The following is a 15,501-nucleotide window of genomic DNA, read 5'->3' on the forward strand; positions in this document are numbered from 1 at the left end:
AATGCGCTGACAGTTACTTGGCAGCAGGTAGCCGGAAGCCTTTCGCGATGAGCCACACGGCCAGAATCATTTCATTGGCAAAGACGGGAACCGCCAAGATTCCTCCCCATGTAGACAGCTGACCAATGACCCCGAACATTTCCAGCAAGGCAGCCAGCATAATGAGGACTGACCCTGTTATGCCCACCATGGGAATGAACCTAGGTACAAGTCCGGACTTATAAAAGATATAGCTGTACATCATCGTATTAATTCCCAGGAAGAAGTTGGGCCCGAGCAGGAAAGTCCAGTCATGAACTGCTTTTAGCAGGCTGCCTGACACATGATACATGGCGGTATCCGGTGCACCCGCAGCTACATACTCCTGGCTTAAGGTAAGCAGGGACAATACGCTGATGACCCCGACCGTAATGACAACGGCCTCCATAAACCGGAAGCACACGTGCCATATCGCTATCGTCCGGTTATACGTCTTCAGGAGTGGGAACATGACGGTGGCCGTCCCTACCGCTGACACGACAAGAAGCAGCTCCATTACCGCTCCCAGCACCACCTGACCCGCATGCGCAGGGCCTTGAGTTAGATAATCCGCATCGTTCAGAAGCGGTTTATACAGAATCACCCCTACTATAGCTGTAACCGCAGCAATAATGAACAGTACCCCTGCGATTCTTGATGCTGTCTTCGTCTTGAAATCCATCCTCTCATTCCTCCTCTGAATTTTGTCCGTAAAAGAAAACCTCTTCAAGCGGCAAGTTAAAAGCGTGCGCAATCCGAAAGGCCAGCTCCAGTGACGGGGAGTAATTTCCCTTTTCGAGAGCCACGATCGTCTGTCTGGTAACCCCCACCTTGTCGGCCAGCTGCTGTTGGGTCATTTCATTATGATTGAATCGCAATTTCCGGATGTGATTGCCAACAAGAACTTTACCCATCTTAAACTCCTCTCTTGTAGTGATACATTCTCGATACAGAGCCGATTACGTCCGAGAGAAAGCCGGAGGCGATGAGGATGACGAACATAACCTCCAAGGGCCGGTCGATAACCAGAGATCCCATAGCCAGAATAAAACCGATGACGAAGACAACGAATGAATTTCGGAAGGCCAGCAGGTCAATCCGTTTATCCAGCTCATCTGCGAATGCAGGTTCCTTCTCCCCTGTCGTTATTCGGAAGATGATGTTAAAGATAATGCTGATTACGATGTGCGCTGCGATGGATACGAGCGTCAATACAAGGACGAAGGAGCCCCAGTAATGAAGCATTTCCTTTGAGTCCGGCGCCCCACCTGGGTACAGCGGGTACCTGTACAAGCAGTACAGTACAAAAATGAGAATCGAACTGATTAAGGAGACGATGCTTTTCTTTTCCTGATAGGTCATGGACATTACCGCCTTTAAAAGTAAAGTATTTTAAACATAATGTATACTAAACTATACATTAAGTCAACTATGTTATACAAAAAAGCCGATCACAACCTGAATAGGTCGTGTATCGGCTAAAGCAAAAACTAGACTTTTAAGAATTTCCCCTAAAACCTTCCGTCACTTGTGATACGAATCTCCATTAGATTTATAGGTAAAAAGCGTACTGATAAATCCAATTAAGATAACTGCGATCGGTGAACCGATCAACAGAAAAAGTGAAGCCGTCAACCCTTTATAAGTGGTTGTTCCGACCACAATCGGCACCTCGAACACGGTCTGCGTCAAGATGAACAAGACAACACCTATACAAATGCCAAGGAGTACAATCTTCTTCATAGCACTGTCGAATGATTTTGATTTCATCCTTTTACCCGTCCTCTCCTACCGTTAAGCTTCATTTGCTAACCGTTTTCTCGTTATATAAGCGATTATGAGTAATCCCATGCTGATTGCCACATATATGGAGTTCATCACCAAGAAGGGGATAATATCACTTCGCTAGGCCCTTCCCTTTTCATCACTTTAGCCATTGAACCGGTTGGTGTTCACCTTAGTCATTAGCCATCACTCGCTTCTCGATTCCATCAAGCAATAGATCGACACCGGAATAGAACAGCTCATCCGATCCAATCAACTTAAACAAATCGGCCTCATGCATCCGGTGCAGCAGTTCAAATTGAGCTAAATCCAGATTGCTGTCCCCGTTATTCTCCTCGTCTGATGTCATTGCTAACATACGCTGCTCGTATTCATCCATCACGTAATTAATAACAAAGTTGAACAAGTGGGAGGTGTAGGAGAATTTCTGTTCATCTGTCAGAGGAGCGGGTTCTATAATTTTCAATAGAGACTCAAATAATTGCAAATAATCAGCCTCAGGCCTTGTCTTCATCAGAAGCTGACCGGAGCAAGGGAATTGCTGTAGCTTCGTCCGAATCACCGTGGCGCTTAATTTCAACCTTTCTCTCCAGTCTCCGTGGTCAGGAAGGTCCTGTATAATCTCTCTGGAGACCAAATTCGCAAGCGTCTGAAAAAGCGACTGTTTGTTCTTGAAATACCAGTAAATCGTCGGAGCCTGGACATTCAACTCCTTGGCCAAGTTTCTCATCGTAAAATTCCCGATTCCTTGGTCTTCAAGAAGCTTCCAAGACGCGTTAGTAATCTTCTCTTCACTTATGTGGGGTCTGCGATTGGGTGTATGCACTTTTCCATCTCCAATTCCAAGTTCCTTATAAGACGTATTATATCCTATTTGGTTTGGAGCCTGGTCAGGAATTAGCTTGATATCCAAAAAAGGGACAGCATTCAAAGTTAATCTTCTATAACCATATCCTCTTCCGGCAACGGCTTCTGGTTGAACATGCTTGCTCCCCCTTGTGAGGAGAGCCGTACATCCCTCATGCCCCTTTCAATCGCATTCACCTCATAGTCCCGTAGGGCTGCCAGCAGCTGCTTCTCCCCGTTCTTAACGGTGATCAGTTCTTTCGATAGCTCACAAGCATCGAGAAGTGCTGCATTACCGCCAACCCCCACAGGCGTCATCGGATGTAATGCATCTCCTAATAGCACCAGGGAGGTTGTCTCCTTCCAGGGCTTATAAGGCAGTACGTTACGAAGATGATAGGCTGCCGTCTTCTCTGGATCAGCTAACTCCAGCATTCGTCTAATCTGCGGATGCCAATGCCTGGTTCTATTATGAGCAAGGGACAGCAGCGCAGAACCATCCATTTTGAAAAGCTGTTCATCAGCAATACCGAACCATTCAGGTGAACCCGCGAATACAGCATACAAATAATCCTGTTGAGGTGATATTGTCACGTCCAGGGACATGGATTCCGGTAACTTCTCAATATGCGGATTGAAGATCATATCCTCAAGGAGGAGGGTTACAGGCGCATCTCCTTGTGATCTTCTTACGCCTTTCATGCCGAGTCCGGTAATCAGATTCAATTCCTTCCGGATCTTGTCATCCAGGAATACCTTGGTGAAGATTACCCTTGCCCCTGTATCAAACACCTCTACGCCCGGCTTATACTGACGGCGAACCTTGGAGGCCCCTCCATCGGCACCCACCAGGACATCCGCATCCACATGTTGTCCGTTATCGAACCATGCTCTCAGACGCCCGTCTTGCAGTGTCTCATAATGAGTAAAACGATATCCGAAGCTGACTCTATCGCCTAATTCGCCAAGAAGCACCTCTCTAAACGTAAACCGGTTCACCGAAGGTCCACTTTCAACCGGCACACCTGGAGTGGACGTTCTGGGTTTAACCACCTCCAGAGAAATGGCATCTATGAAATCAGGATGTGCCGGGCTTAACACAGATGTTGCTATATGAAGCTCATACAGATGCTCAGGAAGACAAAAACGTAGTGCGCTTGTTCCGTTCTTGTTAATTTTGATTCGATATCCCGTCTGAGTAAAATGGTCCGCTTGCTCACGCTCATACACATGAAAGTCAATCTGATTCTTCTTCAAGCTCTGCGCCAAGGCAAGGCCGCCAAGACCGCCGCCAATAATAGCTACGGATAATGAGTTGGTCATATTTTTCAGCTCCCTCTAACTAAGTTAGATTTACCTTACAGTGTTATATTATCTTGTGGTATGTTCGTTGTCAATCCGGCAGGATTAACCCTATTTGGAGGCATGAACTGCTCATTCTGAAATAAAGATGACTCCGTGTTCCCTTGACATCTGCCGCAGTTCAAGATTATGATTAAACAACCAAATAATTAGTTATTTAGCTGATAGTGACTGGAGACGATGTACCCATGGAGGCCCACAATTCAACACAACTAGAGACACTCGTCCATCAGCAGCTGAGGGAATGCAGTCCCGTCTTCCTTGCCTTGGCCGATCCTATCCGGCAGGATATCATTATGATGCTAACGAAGCACGATTCGCTCAACGTCGCTCAGATCGTTGAACGATCACCGATGTCCAGGTCCGCCATCTCCCATCATCTAAAGATATTAAGACAAGCCAAGCTTGTCACTTCTACCAAAATAGCCACCGAGATTTATTACAGCCTTGATATCGAGGGACCCGTACAGCTGCTCAAGGATTTCCTTGCAACGACGGATCGGATCATCGAGATGAAGACGGATGGGGCCGAGTAAGGCCCTTTCTTCTCACGCTAAATAACCAAATAATTAGACATTTAATTATTTGGTCTTTAGATAGATTTTATAATTTAGGAGGCTATCCACATGAAAACTGTCCTGATTACAGGCGCGTCCAGCGGCATTGGCAAGGCATTCGCCGAATTGTTCGCCAAGAACAATTATCGCATTATTCTAGCATCCCGTAATGAAGAGAAGCTTGACCTTATTGCACGGCAGCTGGAGATCAGCTATGGTGTCTCTACGATTACCATTCCCGTTGACCTGGCGCAGAGTTCGGGTCCCGTCCTCCTACACGAGCGCCTGCAGGAATTAGGCATCCAGATCGATGTTCTCATCAACAATGCAGGGATCGGCTCCTTCGGGCTGCTCCATGAAATGGACGTAAGCTCCGAACTTGAGATGCTGCAGCTTAACGTCCATTCGCTCTCCCATCTTATGATGCTGTTTCTTCCAGCCATGGTGCAGCGCGGAAGTGGACACATTCTGAACGTAGGCTCGACCACCTCGTTCTATCCTTGTCCGCTCAGTGCCAACTATTCCGCTTCCAAGGCATTCGTCCTCTCATTCACCGAATCCGTTGCGAATGAGCTGCAAGGGACGGGGGTCACCGCCACGGCATTATGCCCCGGGCCTACCGGGACTGAATTCTTCCGCACCTCCAAGATGGATGGGCAGAGCGTTGCCAACCCGAAAGGTCTTATGAGCCCGCAAGCCGTTGCCGAAGTTGGATACAAAGCGTTGATGGGCAAAAGAACGTTCGTTGTCCCCGGCTTCCAGAACTGGATACTCACCCAGGTGCCGCGCTTCTTTCCAAGAAAGTTTGTCACTCGTGTTACGCGAAGTGTACTGGAGCAGAAGCTGTAACATGACAGCACGGTGATATCTCCTCCGTTCGGGCCCGAGAGGCCTTGCATTGCTCTAAAACTCGGCAAGTAAGGCCAGCCTTCTCGGCTGGCCTTTATCCCACGTTCATTTTGCGCACAATAAGATATCCAGATCATTAAAGATGCCCAGATCCGAGATTATGATTAAGCTGACCACCTTCAAGCCCACCGCTCCCCGCGCTTCCTTACATAGTGTGCAAATACGAATCGCCAAGGGATGATGAAGGGAAAGATCACAACCAACAAGCTTGCTGCCACGGTCTCCATCGTTACATCGTCCATCTGACCCGATGCCCAAAGCGGAAGCGCTACGAGAATCAGCCAGACCGACTTCCATGTCACTTCCCATAGAAGCACAGGCAGCATCTGCAGTGGATACCGTAGTCCGAGGACACATAACGCCCAGAAGGCGAGCAGCATGCACTGCACGACTCCTTCCATCAGCTCCCACGATCCTGACCGGTTGATGATTTCAGGCCATACTTGGATACCGAGTCCCACAGCAACAAGGAGATACAGCCCTCTGAGCAAATAAAGACGCAGCAGCGAGACCTCACCAGCCGATCCATTTCCGATATGCTCTTTCATATTTACAATTTCCCCTCCTCTAGTCATAAGTCTTCTTCATCCAATCCGCGATACGCAGGCCCTCGACTTCATGTAATTCCTCCACATCGGCCATTCTGTGTAATGATCCGTCTTTAAGCGCAATGAACCCGTCTATTAAAGTTTCGATCTCCGTAACCTCATGGCTTGTCATGATTAACGTTTGAGTTGACAAGTCAACATAGGAGATCATTCCTTTGACGATCGCATCACGCACCATGGGATCAAGCCCGGACAAGGGCTCATCCAGTAAAATGTAAGGTGCCTCTCTGGCCAAGGTAAGCATGATCTGCAGCCGGCCCCGATTTCCCTTCGAGAGCGCCTTGATTTTCATATGAGGATCGAGCTGCATTAACTTCATGATCTCATCTGCCTTCGCGAGGTTAAAGTCCGGGAATTGAGATGCTTGAAAACGTATAGCTTCGCGTACCGTGAATATCGGATAATAGATTCCTGACTCCGAGGAGTAGGCAGCGAATTGTCCGGTTCTTCGGTTCGCTTTCTCTCCGTTCACGGTCACACTCCCACTCGTAGGCTGCGCCAGACCAGCAATTAATTTCAATAGGGTTGACTTCCCGCTGCCGTTCCCGCCTACAATGCCAATGATTCTCCCTGTTGGCACGGTCAAAGAGATATCTTTAATTGCGGTATTTTTCGCGTATTCCTTGGTCACGTTCGTCATCTGAATCACGTCACTTATCCCCTTTCTGAGCGCTGTTCAAATATTGCTCTACCCCGGCTAGAATCTCTGCTGCGCTGTATCCCATTTCCTGCATGACGTGAACAAATTCCGCTATTTGTTCCTGCTTTAACTTAACTCGCTGCTGAGCCAGACGATCCCGCTGCTCCGACACGAAAGTCCCTTGGCCTCTTCTCGCCTCGAGGATCCCTCCACGCTCCAATTCGCTGTAAGCGCGCTGTACGGTATTGGGATTCATGCTGTATTTGATTCCCATATCGCGAATTGACGGAAGCTTCTCGCCCGCTTTCAATTCGCCGCTAACAATCTGCCGGTGTATGCGATCCGCCAATTGCAAATAAATTGGTTTGGAAGCATTAAATTCATCCATCGTTATCCCTCAACTTTGTTGTCCACGAGCCACGCGGTTAGTATGAACAAGCCTACAATCATGATGAAGTCGAATACGTACCCTCCTGTATAGGTCTGCAACGTATCCGGCAAGATCACCCCGAACTTGTAGGTCATGCCCCCCCATTCTGTCACGAATCCATACAGTTTGGAAGTTGTGAGCAGGGCATATATCCATCCGGACAAGATGAGAATGCCGGCAATCACGGCCCAGCTCCACCGCCCTATTCTTAGCTTGAGGTATTGATGCAAGGCCCAAAGGAACATTACTAAGACGCTAAGTCCAGCCGATATCCAAATAATATGGGGGAAAATGAACCATCCTACACTCCAGGCATCCGTCCAGGACGGCTCAATTAGGCTGAGCCTGGGCGTAATCACCAGTCTGGCCAACGCATATAACCAAGCTAATGACACCACCAGCATGATCAGGCCGTTCACCATTTTGCTGAGCAACAATTTAAATGCTGCTTGGGGATTGTGCAGCCATACCGACATATAGCTGCCCTCCGATTTCAAACTGATCAAGACCATACCGGGAACGTAGGCCACATGAATGCCAGCGGCAATCGCAAAGGGTACGAATAGAAGCAATGAATCATTCGCAGCCCCTTCCAGGGTTAAAGTCAATAACGCAACCAAACCATTCATCACAAGCCCCATAAAAAAGACGACTCTTGTTAACTTAAAATCCTTCATAAACAAAGCTGACCATTGACGCATACCCGCCTCACCCTTTTTACCAGAAATAAAATAGAATTAGTGTACTAATGACATAGTACACTAATTCACCGTTACATGTAAATAGACATTTAATTTGGTGGCGAGATTTTATATATGTTAATTTTGTTGATGAGCTAGTGATTCCTTCAAGACTTCTCTGAAACTTGTTGGGGCATGGCCAATGAGGTCAGCGAGAGTCCCGCTCGCCTGAGCGAAGTCCCCGTTCCGGCTTGCGCGGAATATACCCAGCAGCATGTTAACAGCCGCTTTAGGCGTGCCTTTAGATATGAGGCGATCCCGGTATTCGTCATCGGACACCACTACTCTGCGAATAGGGCGGCCGATCAGCTCCGAAGCCATAGACGCAATATCATCCATACGAATGGCTTCGGCGGCAGTCAGATTAGGCGTGGAGCCCTCGAATTTGTGTTCTATAAGAATTGCCGCAGTAGCTTTTGCCAAATCAGCATGGGTTGTCCAAGCAATCGGGCCGTCCTCCGGAGCGATCAGTTCCCCTGTCTGGATCGCCTCACTAAATAACGGAAACGCTGATGCGGCGTAAAAGCCGTTGCGAAGCGACGTGAACGCAGCTCCTGAATTGGCAAGCAGCTGTTCTGTAGCAGCATGATGGATCATAGGTGGAAAGTACGACACCGGGGAGACCCCCATGTGGCTTGTGTAAAGTATTTGCCCGGCACCGGCTTTCTTTGCCGTATCGATCGCCGTCCGGTGATGACGAATGCCCGCCTCTCCGAGGGTGCCTGAAGATACGATGAGCACTTGGGATGCTCCCTCAAAAGCATGGAGAAGACCTTCGCTATCTTCGAAATTACCCTGCCGCACACGAACTCCCAAGTTCTGCAGATTCTGCGCCTTAACCACATCGCGAACACTCACACCAATCTCCCCAGCAGGCACGCGCTCAAGCAGCTGCTCTACGACTGCCCGGCCTAATTTTCCATTGGCTCCAGTAACGATAATCATTTTACCAATCACCCTTTCCCTTGTTTAACTGAAGATTACATAGAGTTGCTTAATATCCAGTTTTTGTGTAACGATAAGTGGGATAAGATCAGGATAAAAGGCTTGCGCCCCACGAACAACCAACAAAAGAACACGAATGTTGCTTTCCTAACCTTTTTGCTGTTTTGACTGTTTTTGATCCCATGAGAAAGCGGGGTATACCATGCCGGTAAACGCTAATGATCCGCGTGTAAGGAGAACCCGTCAATTATTAACAGAGGCCTTCTATGATCTTCTCGAAGAAAAGAAAAATATCTATTCGATCTCCGTACATGATATTGCCGCTCGTGCGACGGTAAACCGGGCCACTTTCTATGCTCATTTCGAAGATAAATTTGCCTTTCTTGAGTATTGGATGACAGAGAAATTCGAATCGATCATACATAAAAGGCTACCGGTCGACGCCAAGCTCACTTCGGACAATCTGCGGATCCTTGTCCAGACCCTATTTGATTTTCTCTTCCGGTTTCGGCAGTACATCACTTTGGGTGACAGACAGTTTGAGCCGCTGTTTGAAACTGCTATGCAGAAAAAGCTTTACCAGCTCCTGCTTCATTGGCTATGTGAGGCCGATGTTGAAGGTATTTCACAAGAGAGCGTGGAAGCAACGGCCAACGTCATCAGCTGGGGTATTTTCGGTTCAGCTGTGCAGTGCAGCCGGGACCCTCATCAAGAAAAGACCGACACATTAATCAAGAACGTGTTAGCGGTTGTGATGCTAAATTTGGCACCTTATCTTGAACCGACATAACCGATGAAGAAGCGAGTAGAAAGCTCCTCCCATAACAACGCCGCAATCATTCGCCCATAAGCTCATAAAGAAATTTTAAGAATAACCACCTCCTCAGCTTGCTTCTGAGGAGGTTCTTGGTATGTCCAAATGCCAGAACAAACCCCGACTATGGTCCAGCCTGCGCGTACGGCTGGGGTTGGTTGTTGCCATTTATTCCCTTCCGTATAATCAACTTGTTCATCAACTAGAGTTGTGACTTGTACATAAAGCAGCCACATAACAAGGTACAAAATCAACCCGAAGGAGCTTAGAATCATGAAGACATTGATCGAGTTCAAGAACGTAACAAAGGCTTATAAGATCGGAGAAGTACCGATCAACGCCCTGAATGGAGTGGATTTTACCATAGAAGAAGGGGAATTCGTCGTTATCCTCGGTGCCAGCGGCGCCGGCAAAAGCACGATTCTGAACATTCTGGGCGGCATGGATACCGCCTCAACCGGAGAGGTGTGGGTCGGGGGGCAGGAGATTACCCGGTTCAGCGAAAGGAAATTAACGCAATATCGTGCGGAGAACATTGGGTTCGTATTTCAATTTTACAACTTGATTCCGAACTTGAACGCACTTGAGAATGTGGAGTTTGCCGCCGAAGTATGCCGCAACCATCTGAATGCGGAGGAGACTTTACTCAAAGTCGGATTGAAAGACCGAATTCGCAACTTCCCCTCACAGCTCTCCGGAGGCGAGCAGCAGCGCGTCGCCATTGCCCGGGCCGTCGCCAAGAATCCGCTGCTTCTGCTCTGTGACGAACCAACTGGCGCACTGGATTATAACACAGGGAAATCTGTCTTGAAGCTGCTGCAGGATTTGAACCGGGATACGCGAAAATGCATTGTGCTCGTCACCCACAACACGGCCATCGCGCCGATGGCGGACAAGATCATCAAGGTGAAAAGCGGGGCAATTGAGAGCATTACGATTAACGAGACCAAAGAAAGCGTAGAAGGGATTGAATGGTAATCATGAAACTATTCATCAAGCTGCTTCGGGATATCCGGCAATCCATTGGGCAGTTTATCGCCTTCGTTCTCGTGATTGCTGTTGGCGCGTTCTTCTACGCGGGTCTGGTTACCTACAGCAGCAATCTGAATTCGTATACGAAGGCCTATTTCCAAGACCATAACCTGAGCGATCTGAACGTCTATTACAACCAGATTGCCGGACAGGACGTGACCGAATTAAGCCGAATTGACGGTATCCAGCAAGCGGAAATCCGCTATTCCTTTGATGCAATACAAGCCTTTCAAGATTATAAAGCCTCCATTAAACTCCACTCGATTCCAGCCTACAATGCCATCAATACACCGACCCTGCTGGGAGGCAAGCTTCCAACCGGCAAGAATGAAATCCTGCTCGATTCCCACTATGCCGCCGAACACCAATACCGCGTCGGGGATTCGGTACAAATGACCGCAAACGACAAACCCATGACGTTCCTGATCAGCGGTCTCGGCGAGGATGTAGAGCATACCAAGTTAAACGACACCCAAGACCATAAAAGCAGCGGCTTCGCGTACATAGCCGAATCGTCCATACCCGAGATCGCCGGCAGCATGATCTATAACGAGATCCTGATTGATGCGAAGGACGGGGCCAACATCGACCAATTAAGCAGCTCCATTGAACAGCTTTCCAGACAAAACCAGCTATCGTATGTCGATCAGATAAGCAAAGAGCGATCCTACAATTACTCGCAAATTACAGAAACGATCTACAACAACAATCTGATGAGCAGGGTCATTCCGTTCGTCCTCTTCTTCATCGAAGCGCTCATTCTGTTCCTGTCCATGTCGAGAATGATCGACTCACAGCGCAGCCAAGTCGGGGTAATGAAAGCAATGGGCGTGAAGAACCGCTCCATCTTCCTGCACTATATGGGCTACCCGGTGCTCATCAGCATCGCCGGTTCCATTGTGGGCTGCGCCATCGCCAATTTCGTCTTCATCCCGATGGTGACGACCTCGAACGCGAGAGCTTATTCGCTGCCAGGCATCACGTTCACCCTCTCACTGTTCTCGCTCCTTCCACCGATCCTGCTCTCTAGTGCGTTCGGAGCCTTATCCTGCTACTTCAGCAGCCGGAGCATTCTTAAGGAGCATGCCGCCGAGGCCATGCGGCCGAAGCTGCCAAAGACGATGAAGAAGCTGCTGATCGAGCGCATTCCGGGGCTGTGGCCCATGATTCCCTACCGCTATAAGCTGATCCTGCGCAACATCTCTCTCAACAAGACCAAAGCGTTCGCAAGCTCTGTCGGCGTAATTGTCAGTACGGTGCTGCTCATCACCGCCTTCGGAACAGAATCGTCCCTGATGAAGGTAGCGAACCAGGTGAAGGATGTGTATACATACGATCTGCGCATCGACTACAAGGCGGGAACATCGGGCAATGGGATCCATCTCCCTCCCGGGCTCCAAGCAAGCTATGACCTGTCGACCTTCCCGGTCGCAATCCTAAAGAATAACGAATCGGAGAACGCGAAGCTGGTCGTCACGGACAAAGGGAACACGCTCATTCATTTCTTCGATGAGAATAATAAACCTATCACACTCGGTGATCAGGGCATCGTTGTCCCTAAATCCTACGCTGACCACTATCATATTGCGGTAGGCGACACCATTCAGATCAAGTTCACTTCCCCGGAGTGGAAAAACAGAACTGCCGAGATGAAAGTGCAGCACCTTTCCACCCAGCTCTCCAATCCGTCGTTCTACTGTACGCCGGCCTATCTCAAGCGCTTTGGCATCGACTATTCACCGACTTCCATTCTGGTCGCGGCGAACGGCCCTGCGGAACTGGACTCGGCTCGCCACTTCTTCGAGCAGGACCCCCACGTCGATACGATCTCAGACAAGAACGATTTGGAGAAGGATGCGGCCTATATTTTGCAGCAGAACATGTTCGTCTTCATTATGTTCATCATCTGCGCAGTCATCCTCTCCTTTGGTGCAATCTATACCATCTCGTCCATTAACATCTACGAGCGGAGCCGGGAGCTGGCCACCTTGAAGGTGCTGGGCTATCAGAAGGGGCGAATCAACCGGCTGATCTTCTTTGAAAACATCCTGCTTACGACTTTTGCAGTCGTGATCGCACTGCCGCTCAGCGGATACTTGTTCGCCCTGATTGTGCAGGCGTTGTCCAGTACCCACCAGCAGATTCCGGATAAGCTGAGCCTGCCTGTTATGCTGACCGGCCTGCTTCTCTCTTACTTTCTGACCTTGGTATGTAATCTCATGCTTCGTAAGAAGGTCACCCGTATCAAGATGATTGAATCCCTCAAGAGTGTGGAATAACAGAACAGCAGCAGCAATAGACAGCACTCCGACTCCATTCCAGAGCGTAAGGCTGTCTATCCACACAACCTACCGGCCATTCTTAAGCGCCGCGATCACATCCGCAACCAGCCGGTCGGTGCCAGCGATAAGACCGTCCGGGTGGTGGGACATGCCCAGTCGTACTACGACCAAGTGCTCTGAGGGAACAATCACAACGTGCTGCCCCATGTTGCCCATGGCGAAGAAGGCATCGCGCGGCACATGGGGCATACCCCATGGAAGGCCATACGGCGCATTACCGCTAACTGCGCGGTTAATCCAGAACCCGGCTCCATATCCGGTATTCAGCGTCTGGGAGGAGGAGTATTTAACCCACCCTTCAGGGAGGATTCGCTCCGAGCCTGCCATCCCATCGTGCAGATACAAGAGCCCAAAGCGGGCCCAATCACGCGCTGTGGCCAGCATCGACATGGCACCGTTTGGCGTGCCAGTAGCATCGAACTCCAAAGTCACGTTCTTCATACCCACTGGCCCAAAAAGCTCACGCTGTGCCAGCTGCCGTACATCCGAGGCACGGCCGCCAGCGGCGTCACGTATTATGCGCGAGAGCAGGATATAATTGCCGTCCGTGTAGGCCCACTCGCTTCCGGGCGCAGCGGTCAGCTTGGCCTTCTCGGCGAAGCCCGCCATGTCCCGCTCGATAAAAACCATTCGGGATGCAGGATCGAAGCCGGTACTGGTCTCTTTAAGAGCGAGACCGCTGGTTTGGCGCAGCAGTTCATCTATCGTGATGGCGTGGCGCGGGTCCTGTTCATTGTGCCATGCTGCAATGGGGGCCAATTGCTCGACATTCAGCTTTCCTTGACGGACCAAAATGCCGATCAGTGCGTTGGTGACGGATTTGGTCGCCGAATATCCGAGCAAGGGTGTGTTCACACCTACGCCAGGAGCATAACGCTCGGCAACCACTTTACCGTCCTTGACCACGACAATGGCCTGGGTGCGTTTAAAGGGAGGCTTCTCCCGCTCAGCAAAAGCCCGGTCCAGCGCGGCACGCAGCTGCTCGTTCTGGGGCTTAACCACACCCGGCCCTGCGATCTCGTCAGCCTGCGGCTTCACTCGTTCAGCAGGGGCTTTAAAGTCAGCGGCTGCAGCCAGGTTAACATCCTCCGGGCTATGAACTAACGTGCATCCTATCCCCTCACCGTACGCCGCCCGAGTTTTGTACAATCCCGCGATGGTCGTCGTGACTTCGTGTTTCTCACGATTAACGTCATAGTCAATCAGACCGCTAATATACTTCATAGCTCCTTCTGGCTCGATCATATCGCTATACACCTGATCAGGGTTAAGGCCCGACACAAACGTTACGGAGCAGATCTCCTTGCTGGCAAAGCCCGAAGCAACCTTCAATGGCTGATCAAGTACAACCAACAAGCAGGCGAATAAGGCAAGCAGAACTCCGATAACTAGCAGTGTTAACCTGCGTTTAGTTCTGAGAAGGACCCGGAAAGGATTGACTCTGCTGAATTTCCCCGATTTCATTGAAAACAACTCCTCACACTCCTTGTATACACCGTATACTAGGTATTATAAGTATACAGTGTATACCCGTCAACTTCTTTGCGGTATACTAAGATTATCTTATTTTTCAGGAGCGTTTAACTGTGAAATCTAACAAAAGTGATGATACATCAAAAAGTACCCCTAGCCGAAAAAGTTCTGTTCGCCTTAGCCGGGAGGCTGTCGTAGAGCTTGCATTACGTATTGCCGATACGGAAGGAATGAGCGCAGTGAGTTTTCGGCGCTTAGCCCAAGACTTCAAAGTAACACCCATGGCTGTCTATCGGCATGTAAGCAACAAAGAGGATCTTTTGGAGGCCATGACTGAACGGATGCTGGATTCCTTCGTTACCTCAGCCGTACAGGCGGCCGATTGGCGGGAACAAGTAAGAGGATTCCTATATGCGCTGCGTCAGGTATTGATCATTCATCCCTCAGGCAGATCTTTGCTGTCCAGGCGGTCTCTGCCTTTGGCCAACAGGCTCACTCTCTTCGAGACCTCGCTTGGCATTCTGCGCAGAGCTGGCTTTGCGCCTGAGCAAGCGTTCTTTATTTTCGAGCATCTGCTAAGTCAGGTCGTGTCATTAGTCATTACTGGGGATGGTTACGTACAGGGGTCGGAGGAAGAACGCAAAGTGTGGGGGGCCAAGTTGCTGGCGTTCTACGGCGGCCTCCCTCAGGAAAAGTACCCCCGGGTCGTGGAAGCAGCGCCGAGTATAGCTGCCTGCGTCGATACAGATCTCCACTTTAAGTTTGGTGTCGATCTTCTGCTCGCCGGGCTGGAGGCCATGTCGGCTTCCTTGCGGTCAACTAATTAACCATACCATGCTGCTGCATCATTCGCGCTAAATTAACGGTGTTATTCTTAGCAATGAACCATCTGATGCCAATCAAAACCGAGGACAACTTCAAAGAAGTTATCCTCGGTTACATAGACAATGGCGCCGGGCTTACCGTGCTGCCAGAACCCTTTTTCACACAACTATTGCCT

At 49.6% G+C, this 15,501-nt stretch carries 18 protein-coding genes; 6 read left to right on the forward strand and 12 right to left on the reverse strand.

Going from position 1 to position 15,501, the window contains the following annotated elements; genetic code table 11:
- Positions 1–13 precede the first annotated feature (13 nt).
- The 6 genes from EJP77_RS08230 to EJP77_RS08255 all read right to left on the reverse strand — a co-directional run bounded on the left by EJP77_RS08230 (position 14) and on the right by EJP77_RS08255 (position 3,972).
- A complete protein-coding gene (locus tag EJP77_RS08230) occupies positions 14–700 on the reverse strand; it encodes a DUF4386 domain-containing protein (protein ID WP_127198731.1) in 687 nt (228 codons plus the stop codon).
- A gap of 4 nt (positions 701–704) precedes the next feature.
- Complete coding sequence (locus EJP77_RS08235; RefSeq protein ID WP_127198732.1) at positions 705–932, reverse strand: helix-turn-helix transcriptional regulator; 228 nt, start codon at positions 930–932, stop codon at positions 705–707.
- A 1-nt stretch (position 933) separates the two neighbouring features.
- Positions 934–1,380 (reverse strand): hypothetical protein, encoded by a 447-nt coding sequence (locus EJP77_RS08240; RefSeq protein WP_127198733.1) that lies wholly within the window; start codon positions 1,378–1,380, stop codon positions 934–936.
- A gap of 162 nt (positions 1,381–1,542) precedes the next feature.
- Positions 1,543–1,788, reverse strand: coding sequence for a hypothetical protein (locus EJP77_RS08245; RefSeq protein WP_127198734.1), 246 nt, complete (start codon positions 1,786–1,788; stop codon positions 1,543–1,545).
- Positions 1,789–1,975: 187 nt separating this feature from the next.
- Entirely contained in the window at positions 1,976–2,629 is a 654-nt protein-coding gene (locus EJP77_RS08250) for a TetR/AcrR family transcriptional regulator C-terminal domain-containing protein (protein WP_127198735.1), read from the reverse strand.
- Between the two features lie 107 nt (positions 2,630–2,736).
- Positions 2,737–3,972 carry an FAD-dependent oxidoreductase gene (locus EJP77_RS08255; RefSeq protein ID WP_127198736.1) on the reverse strand — a complete coding sequence of 412 codons (1,236 nt, stop codon included), beginning with the start codon at positions 3,970–3,972 and terminating at the stop codon, positions 2,737–2,739.
- A gap of 227 nt (positions 3,973–4,199) precedes the next feature.
- Here EJP77_RS08255 and EJP77_RS08260 point away from each other — a divergent pair, with 227 nt between their 5' ends.
- Positions 4,200–4,547, forward strand: a complete 348-nt coding sequence (locus EJP77_RS08260; protein ID WP_127198737.1) for an ArsR/SmtB family transcription factor — start codon at positions 4,200–4,202, stop codon at positions 4,545–4,547.
- 90 nt (positions 4,548–4,637) lie between these two features.
- Complete coding sequence (locus tag EJP77_RS08265; RefSeq protein ID WP_127198738.1) at positions 4,638–5,417, forward strand: SDR family NAD(P)-dependent oxidoreductase; 780 nt, start codon at positions 4,638–4,640, stop codon at positions 5,415–5,417.
- Positions 5,418–5,596: 179 nt separating this feature from the next.
- Here the strand turns inward: EJP77_RS08265 and EJP77_RS08270 are convergent, their stop codons facing one another.
- The 5 genes from EJP77_RS08270 to EJP77_RS08290 all read right to left on the reverse strand — a co-directional run bounded on the left by EJP77_RS08270 (position 5,597) and on the right by EJP77_RS08290 (position 8,840).
- The gene (locus tag EJP77_RS08270) at positions 5,597–6,025 is read right to left on the reverse strand and encodes a hypothetical protein (protein ID WP_127198739.1); all 429 of its coding nucleotides are present in this window, start codon (positions 6,023–6,025) and stop codon (positions 5,597–5,599) included.
- Between the two features lie 19 nt (positions 6,026–6,044).
- The gene (locus EJP77_RS08275) at positions 6,045–6,725 is read right to left on the reverse strand and encodes an ATP-binding cassette domain-containing protein (protein ID WP_127198913.1); all 681 of its coding nucleotides are present in this window, start codon (positions 6,723–6,725) and stop codon (positions 6,045–6,047) included.
- A gap of 10 nt (positions 6,726–6,735) precedes the next feature.
- Positions 6,736–7,113, reverse strand: coding sequence for a GntR family transcriptional regulator (locus EJP77_RS08280; protein WP_127198740.1), 378 nt, complete (start codon positions 7,111–7,113; stop codon positions 6,736–6,738).
- A 2-nt stretch (positions 7,114–7,115) separates the two neighbouring features.
- Positions 7,116–7,856, reverse strand: a complete 741-nt coding sequence (locus EJP77_RS08285) for a hypothetical protein (RefSeq protein WP_127198741.1) — start codon at positions 7,854–7,856, stop codon at positions 7,116–7,118.
- 117 nt (positions 7,857–7,973) lie between these two features.
- Entirely contained in the window at positions 7,974–8,840 is an 867-nt protein-coding gene (locus tag EJP77_RS08290) for an SDR family oxidoreductase (protein WP_127198742.1), read from the reverse strand.
- Between the two features lie 202 nt (positions 8,841–9,042).
- On the opposite strand from EJP77_RS08290, the gene EJP77_RS08295 reads away from it, so the two are divergent.
- From EJP77_RS08295 to EJP77_RS08305, 3 genes are all read left to right on the forward strand, one after another.
- Positions 9,043–9,630: a TetR/AcrR family transcriptional regulator gene (locus EJP77_RS08295; protein ID WP_127198743.1), complete on the forward strand. Its 588-nt coding sequence runs from the start codon at positions 9,043–9,045 to the stop codon at positions 9,628–9,630.
- Between the two features lie 297 nt (positions 9,631–9,927).
- On the forward strand, positions 9,928–10,632 hold the full coding sequence (locus tag EJP77_RS08300; protein ID WP_127198744.1) for an ABC transporter ATP-binding protein: 705 nt from the start codon (positions 9,928–9,930) through the stop codon (positions 10,630–10,632).
- A 2-nt stretch (positions 10,633–10,634) separates the two neighbouring features.
- Positions 10,635–12,965, forward strand: coding sequence for an ABC transporter permease (locus EJP77_RS08305; RefSeq protein ID WP_127198914.1), 2,331 nt, complete (start codon positions 10,635–10,637; stop codon positions 12,963–12,965).
- Positions 12,966–13,034: 69 nt separating this feature from the next.
- Here the strand turns inward: EJP77_RS08305 and EJP77_RS08310 are convergent, their stop codons facing one another.
- Entirely contained in the window at positions 13,035–14,492 is a 1,458-nt protein-coding gene (locus EJP77_RS08310; RefSeq protein WP_127198745.1) for a serine hydrolase domain-containing protein, read from the reverse strand.
- A 122-nt stretch (positions 14,493–14,614) separates the two neighbouring features.
- Here EJP77_RS08310 and EJP77_RS08315 point away from each other — a divergent pair, with 122 nt between their 5' ends.
- Positions 14,615–15,328: a TetR/AcrR family transcriptional regulator C-terminal domain-containing protein gene (locus EJP77_RS08315; RefSeq protein ID WP_127198746.1), complete on the forward strand. Its 714-nt coding sequence runs from the start codon at positions 14,615–14,617 to the stop codon at positions 15,326–15,328.
- Positions 15,329–15,501: the final 173 nt, after the last annotated feature.

Origin of the sequence: Paenibacillus zeisoli, from assembly GCF_003994465.1 — a bacterium.
Lineage (GTDB): Bacteria > Bacillota > Bacilli > Paenibacillales > Paenibacillaceae > Fontibacillus > Fontibacillus zeisoli.

Excerpts from the sequence above, each read along its gene's own strand:
- EJP77_RS08230 (WP_127198731.1), bottom strand. The coding sequence starts at position 700 with ATGGATTTCAAGACGAAGACAGCATCAAGAATCGCAGGGGTACTGTTC.
- EJP77_RS08235 (WP_127198732.1), bottom strand. The coding sequence starts at position 932 with ATGGGTAAAGTTCTTGTTGGCAATCACATCCGGAAATTGCGATTCAAT.
- EJP77_RS08240 (WP_127198733.1), bottom strand. The coding sequence starts at position 1,380 with ATGACCTATCAGGAAAAGAAAAGCATCGTCTCCTTAATCAGTTCGATT.
- EJP77_RS08245 (WP_127198734.1), bottom strand. The coding sequence starts at position 1,788 with ATGAAATCAAAATCATTCGACAGTGCTATGAAGAAGATTGTACTCCTT.
- EJP77_RS08255 (WP_127198736.1), bottom strand. The coding sequence starts at position 3,972 with ATGACCAACTCATTATCCGTAGCTATTATTGGCGGCGGTCTTGGCGGC.
- EJP77_RS08260 (WP_127198737.1), top strand. The coding sequence starts at position 4,200 with ATGGAGGCCCACAATTCAACACAACTAGAGACACTCGTCCATCAGCAG.
- EJP77_RS08265 (WP_127198738.1), top strand. The coding sequence starts at position 4,638 with ATGAAAACTGTCCTGATTACAGGCGCGTCCAGCGGCATTGGCAAGGCA.
- EJP77_RS08270 (WP_127198739.1), bottom strand. The coding sequence starts at position 6,025 with ATGAAAGAGCATATCGGAAATGGATCGGCTGGTGAGGTCTCGCTGCTG.
- EJP77_RS08275 (WP_127198913.1), bottom strand. The coding sequence starts at position 6,725 with ATGACGAACGTGACCAAGGAATACGCGAAAAATACCGCAATTAAAGAT.
- EJP77_RS08280 (WP_127198740.1), bottom strand. The coding sequence starts at position 7,113 with ATGGATGAATTTAATGCTTCCAAACCAATTTATTTGCAATTGGCGGAT.
- EJP77_RS08285 (WP_127198741.1), bottom strand. The coding sequence starts at position 7,856 with ATGCGTCAATGGTCAGCTTTGTTTATGAAGGATTTTAAGTTAACAAGA.
- EJP77_RS08290 (WP_127198742.1), bottom strand. The coding sequence starts at position 8,840 with ATGATTATCGTTACTGGAGCCAATGGAAAATTAGGCCGGGCAGTCGTA.
- EJP77_RS08295 (WP_127198743.1), top strand. The coding sequence starts at position 9,043 with ATGCCGGTAAACGCTAATGATCCGCGTGTAAGGAGAACCCGTCAATTA.
- EJP77_RS08300 (WP_127198744.1), top strand. The coding sequence starts at position 9,928 with ATGAAGACATTGATCGAGTTCAAGAACGTAACAAAGGCTTATAAGATC.
- EJP77_RS08305 (WP_127198914.1), top strand. The coding sequence starts at position 10,635 with ATGAAACTATTCATCAAGCTGCTTCGGGATATCCGGCAATCCATTGGG.
- EJP77_RS08310 (WP_127198745.1), bottom strand. The coding sequence starts at position 14,492 with ATGAAATCGGGGAAATTCAGCAGAGTCAATCCTTTCCGGGTCCTTCTC.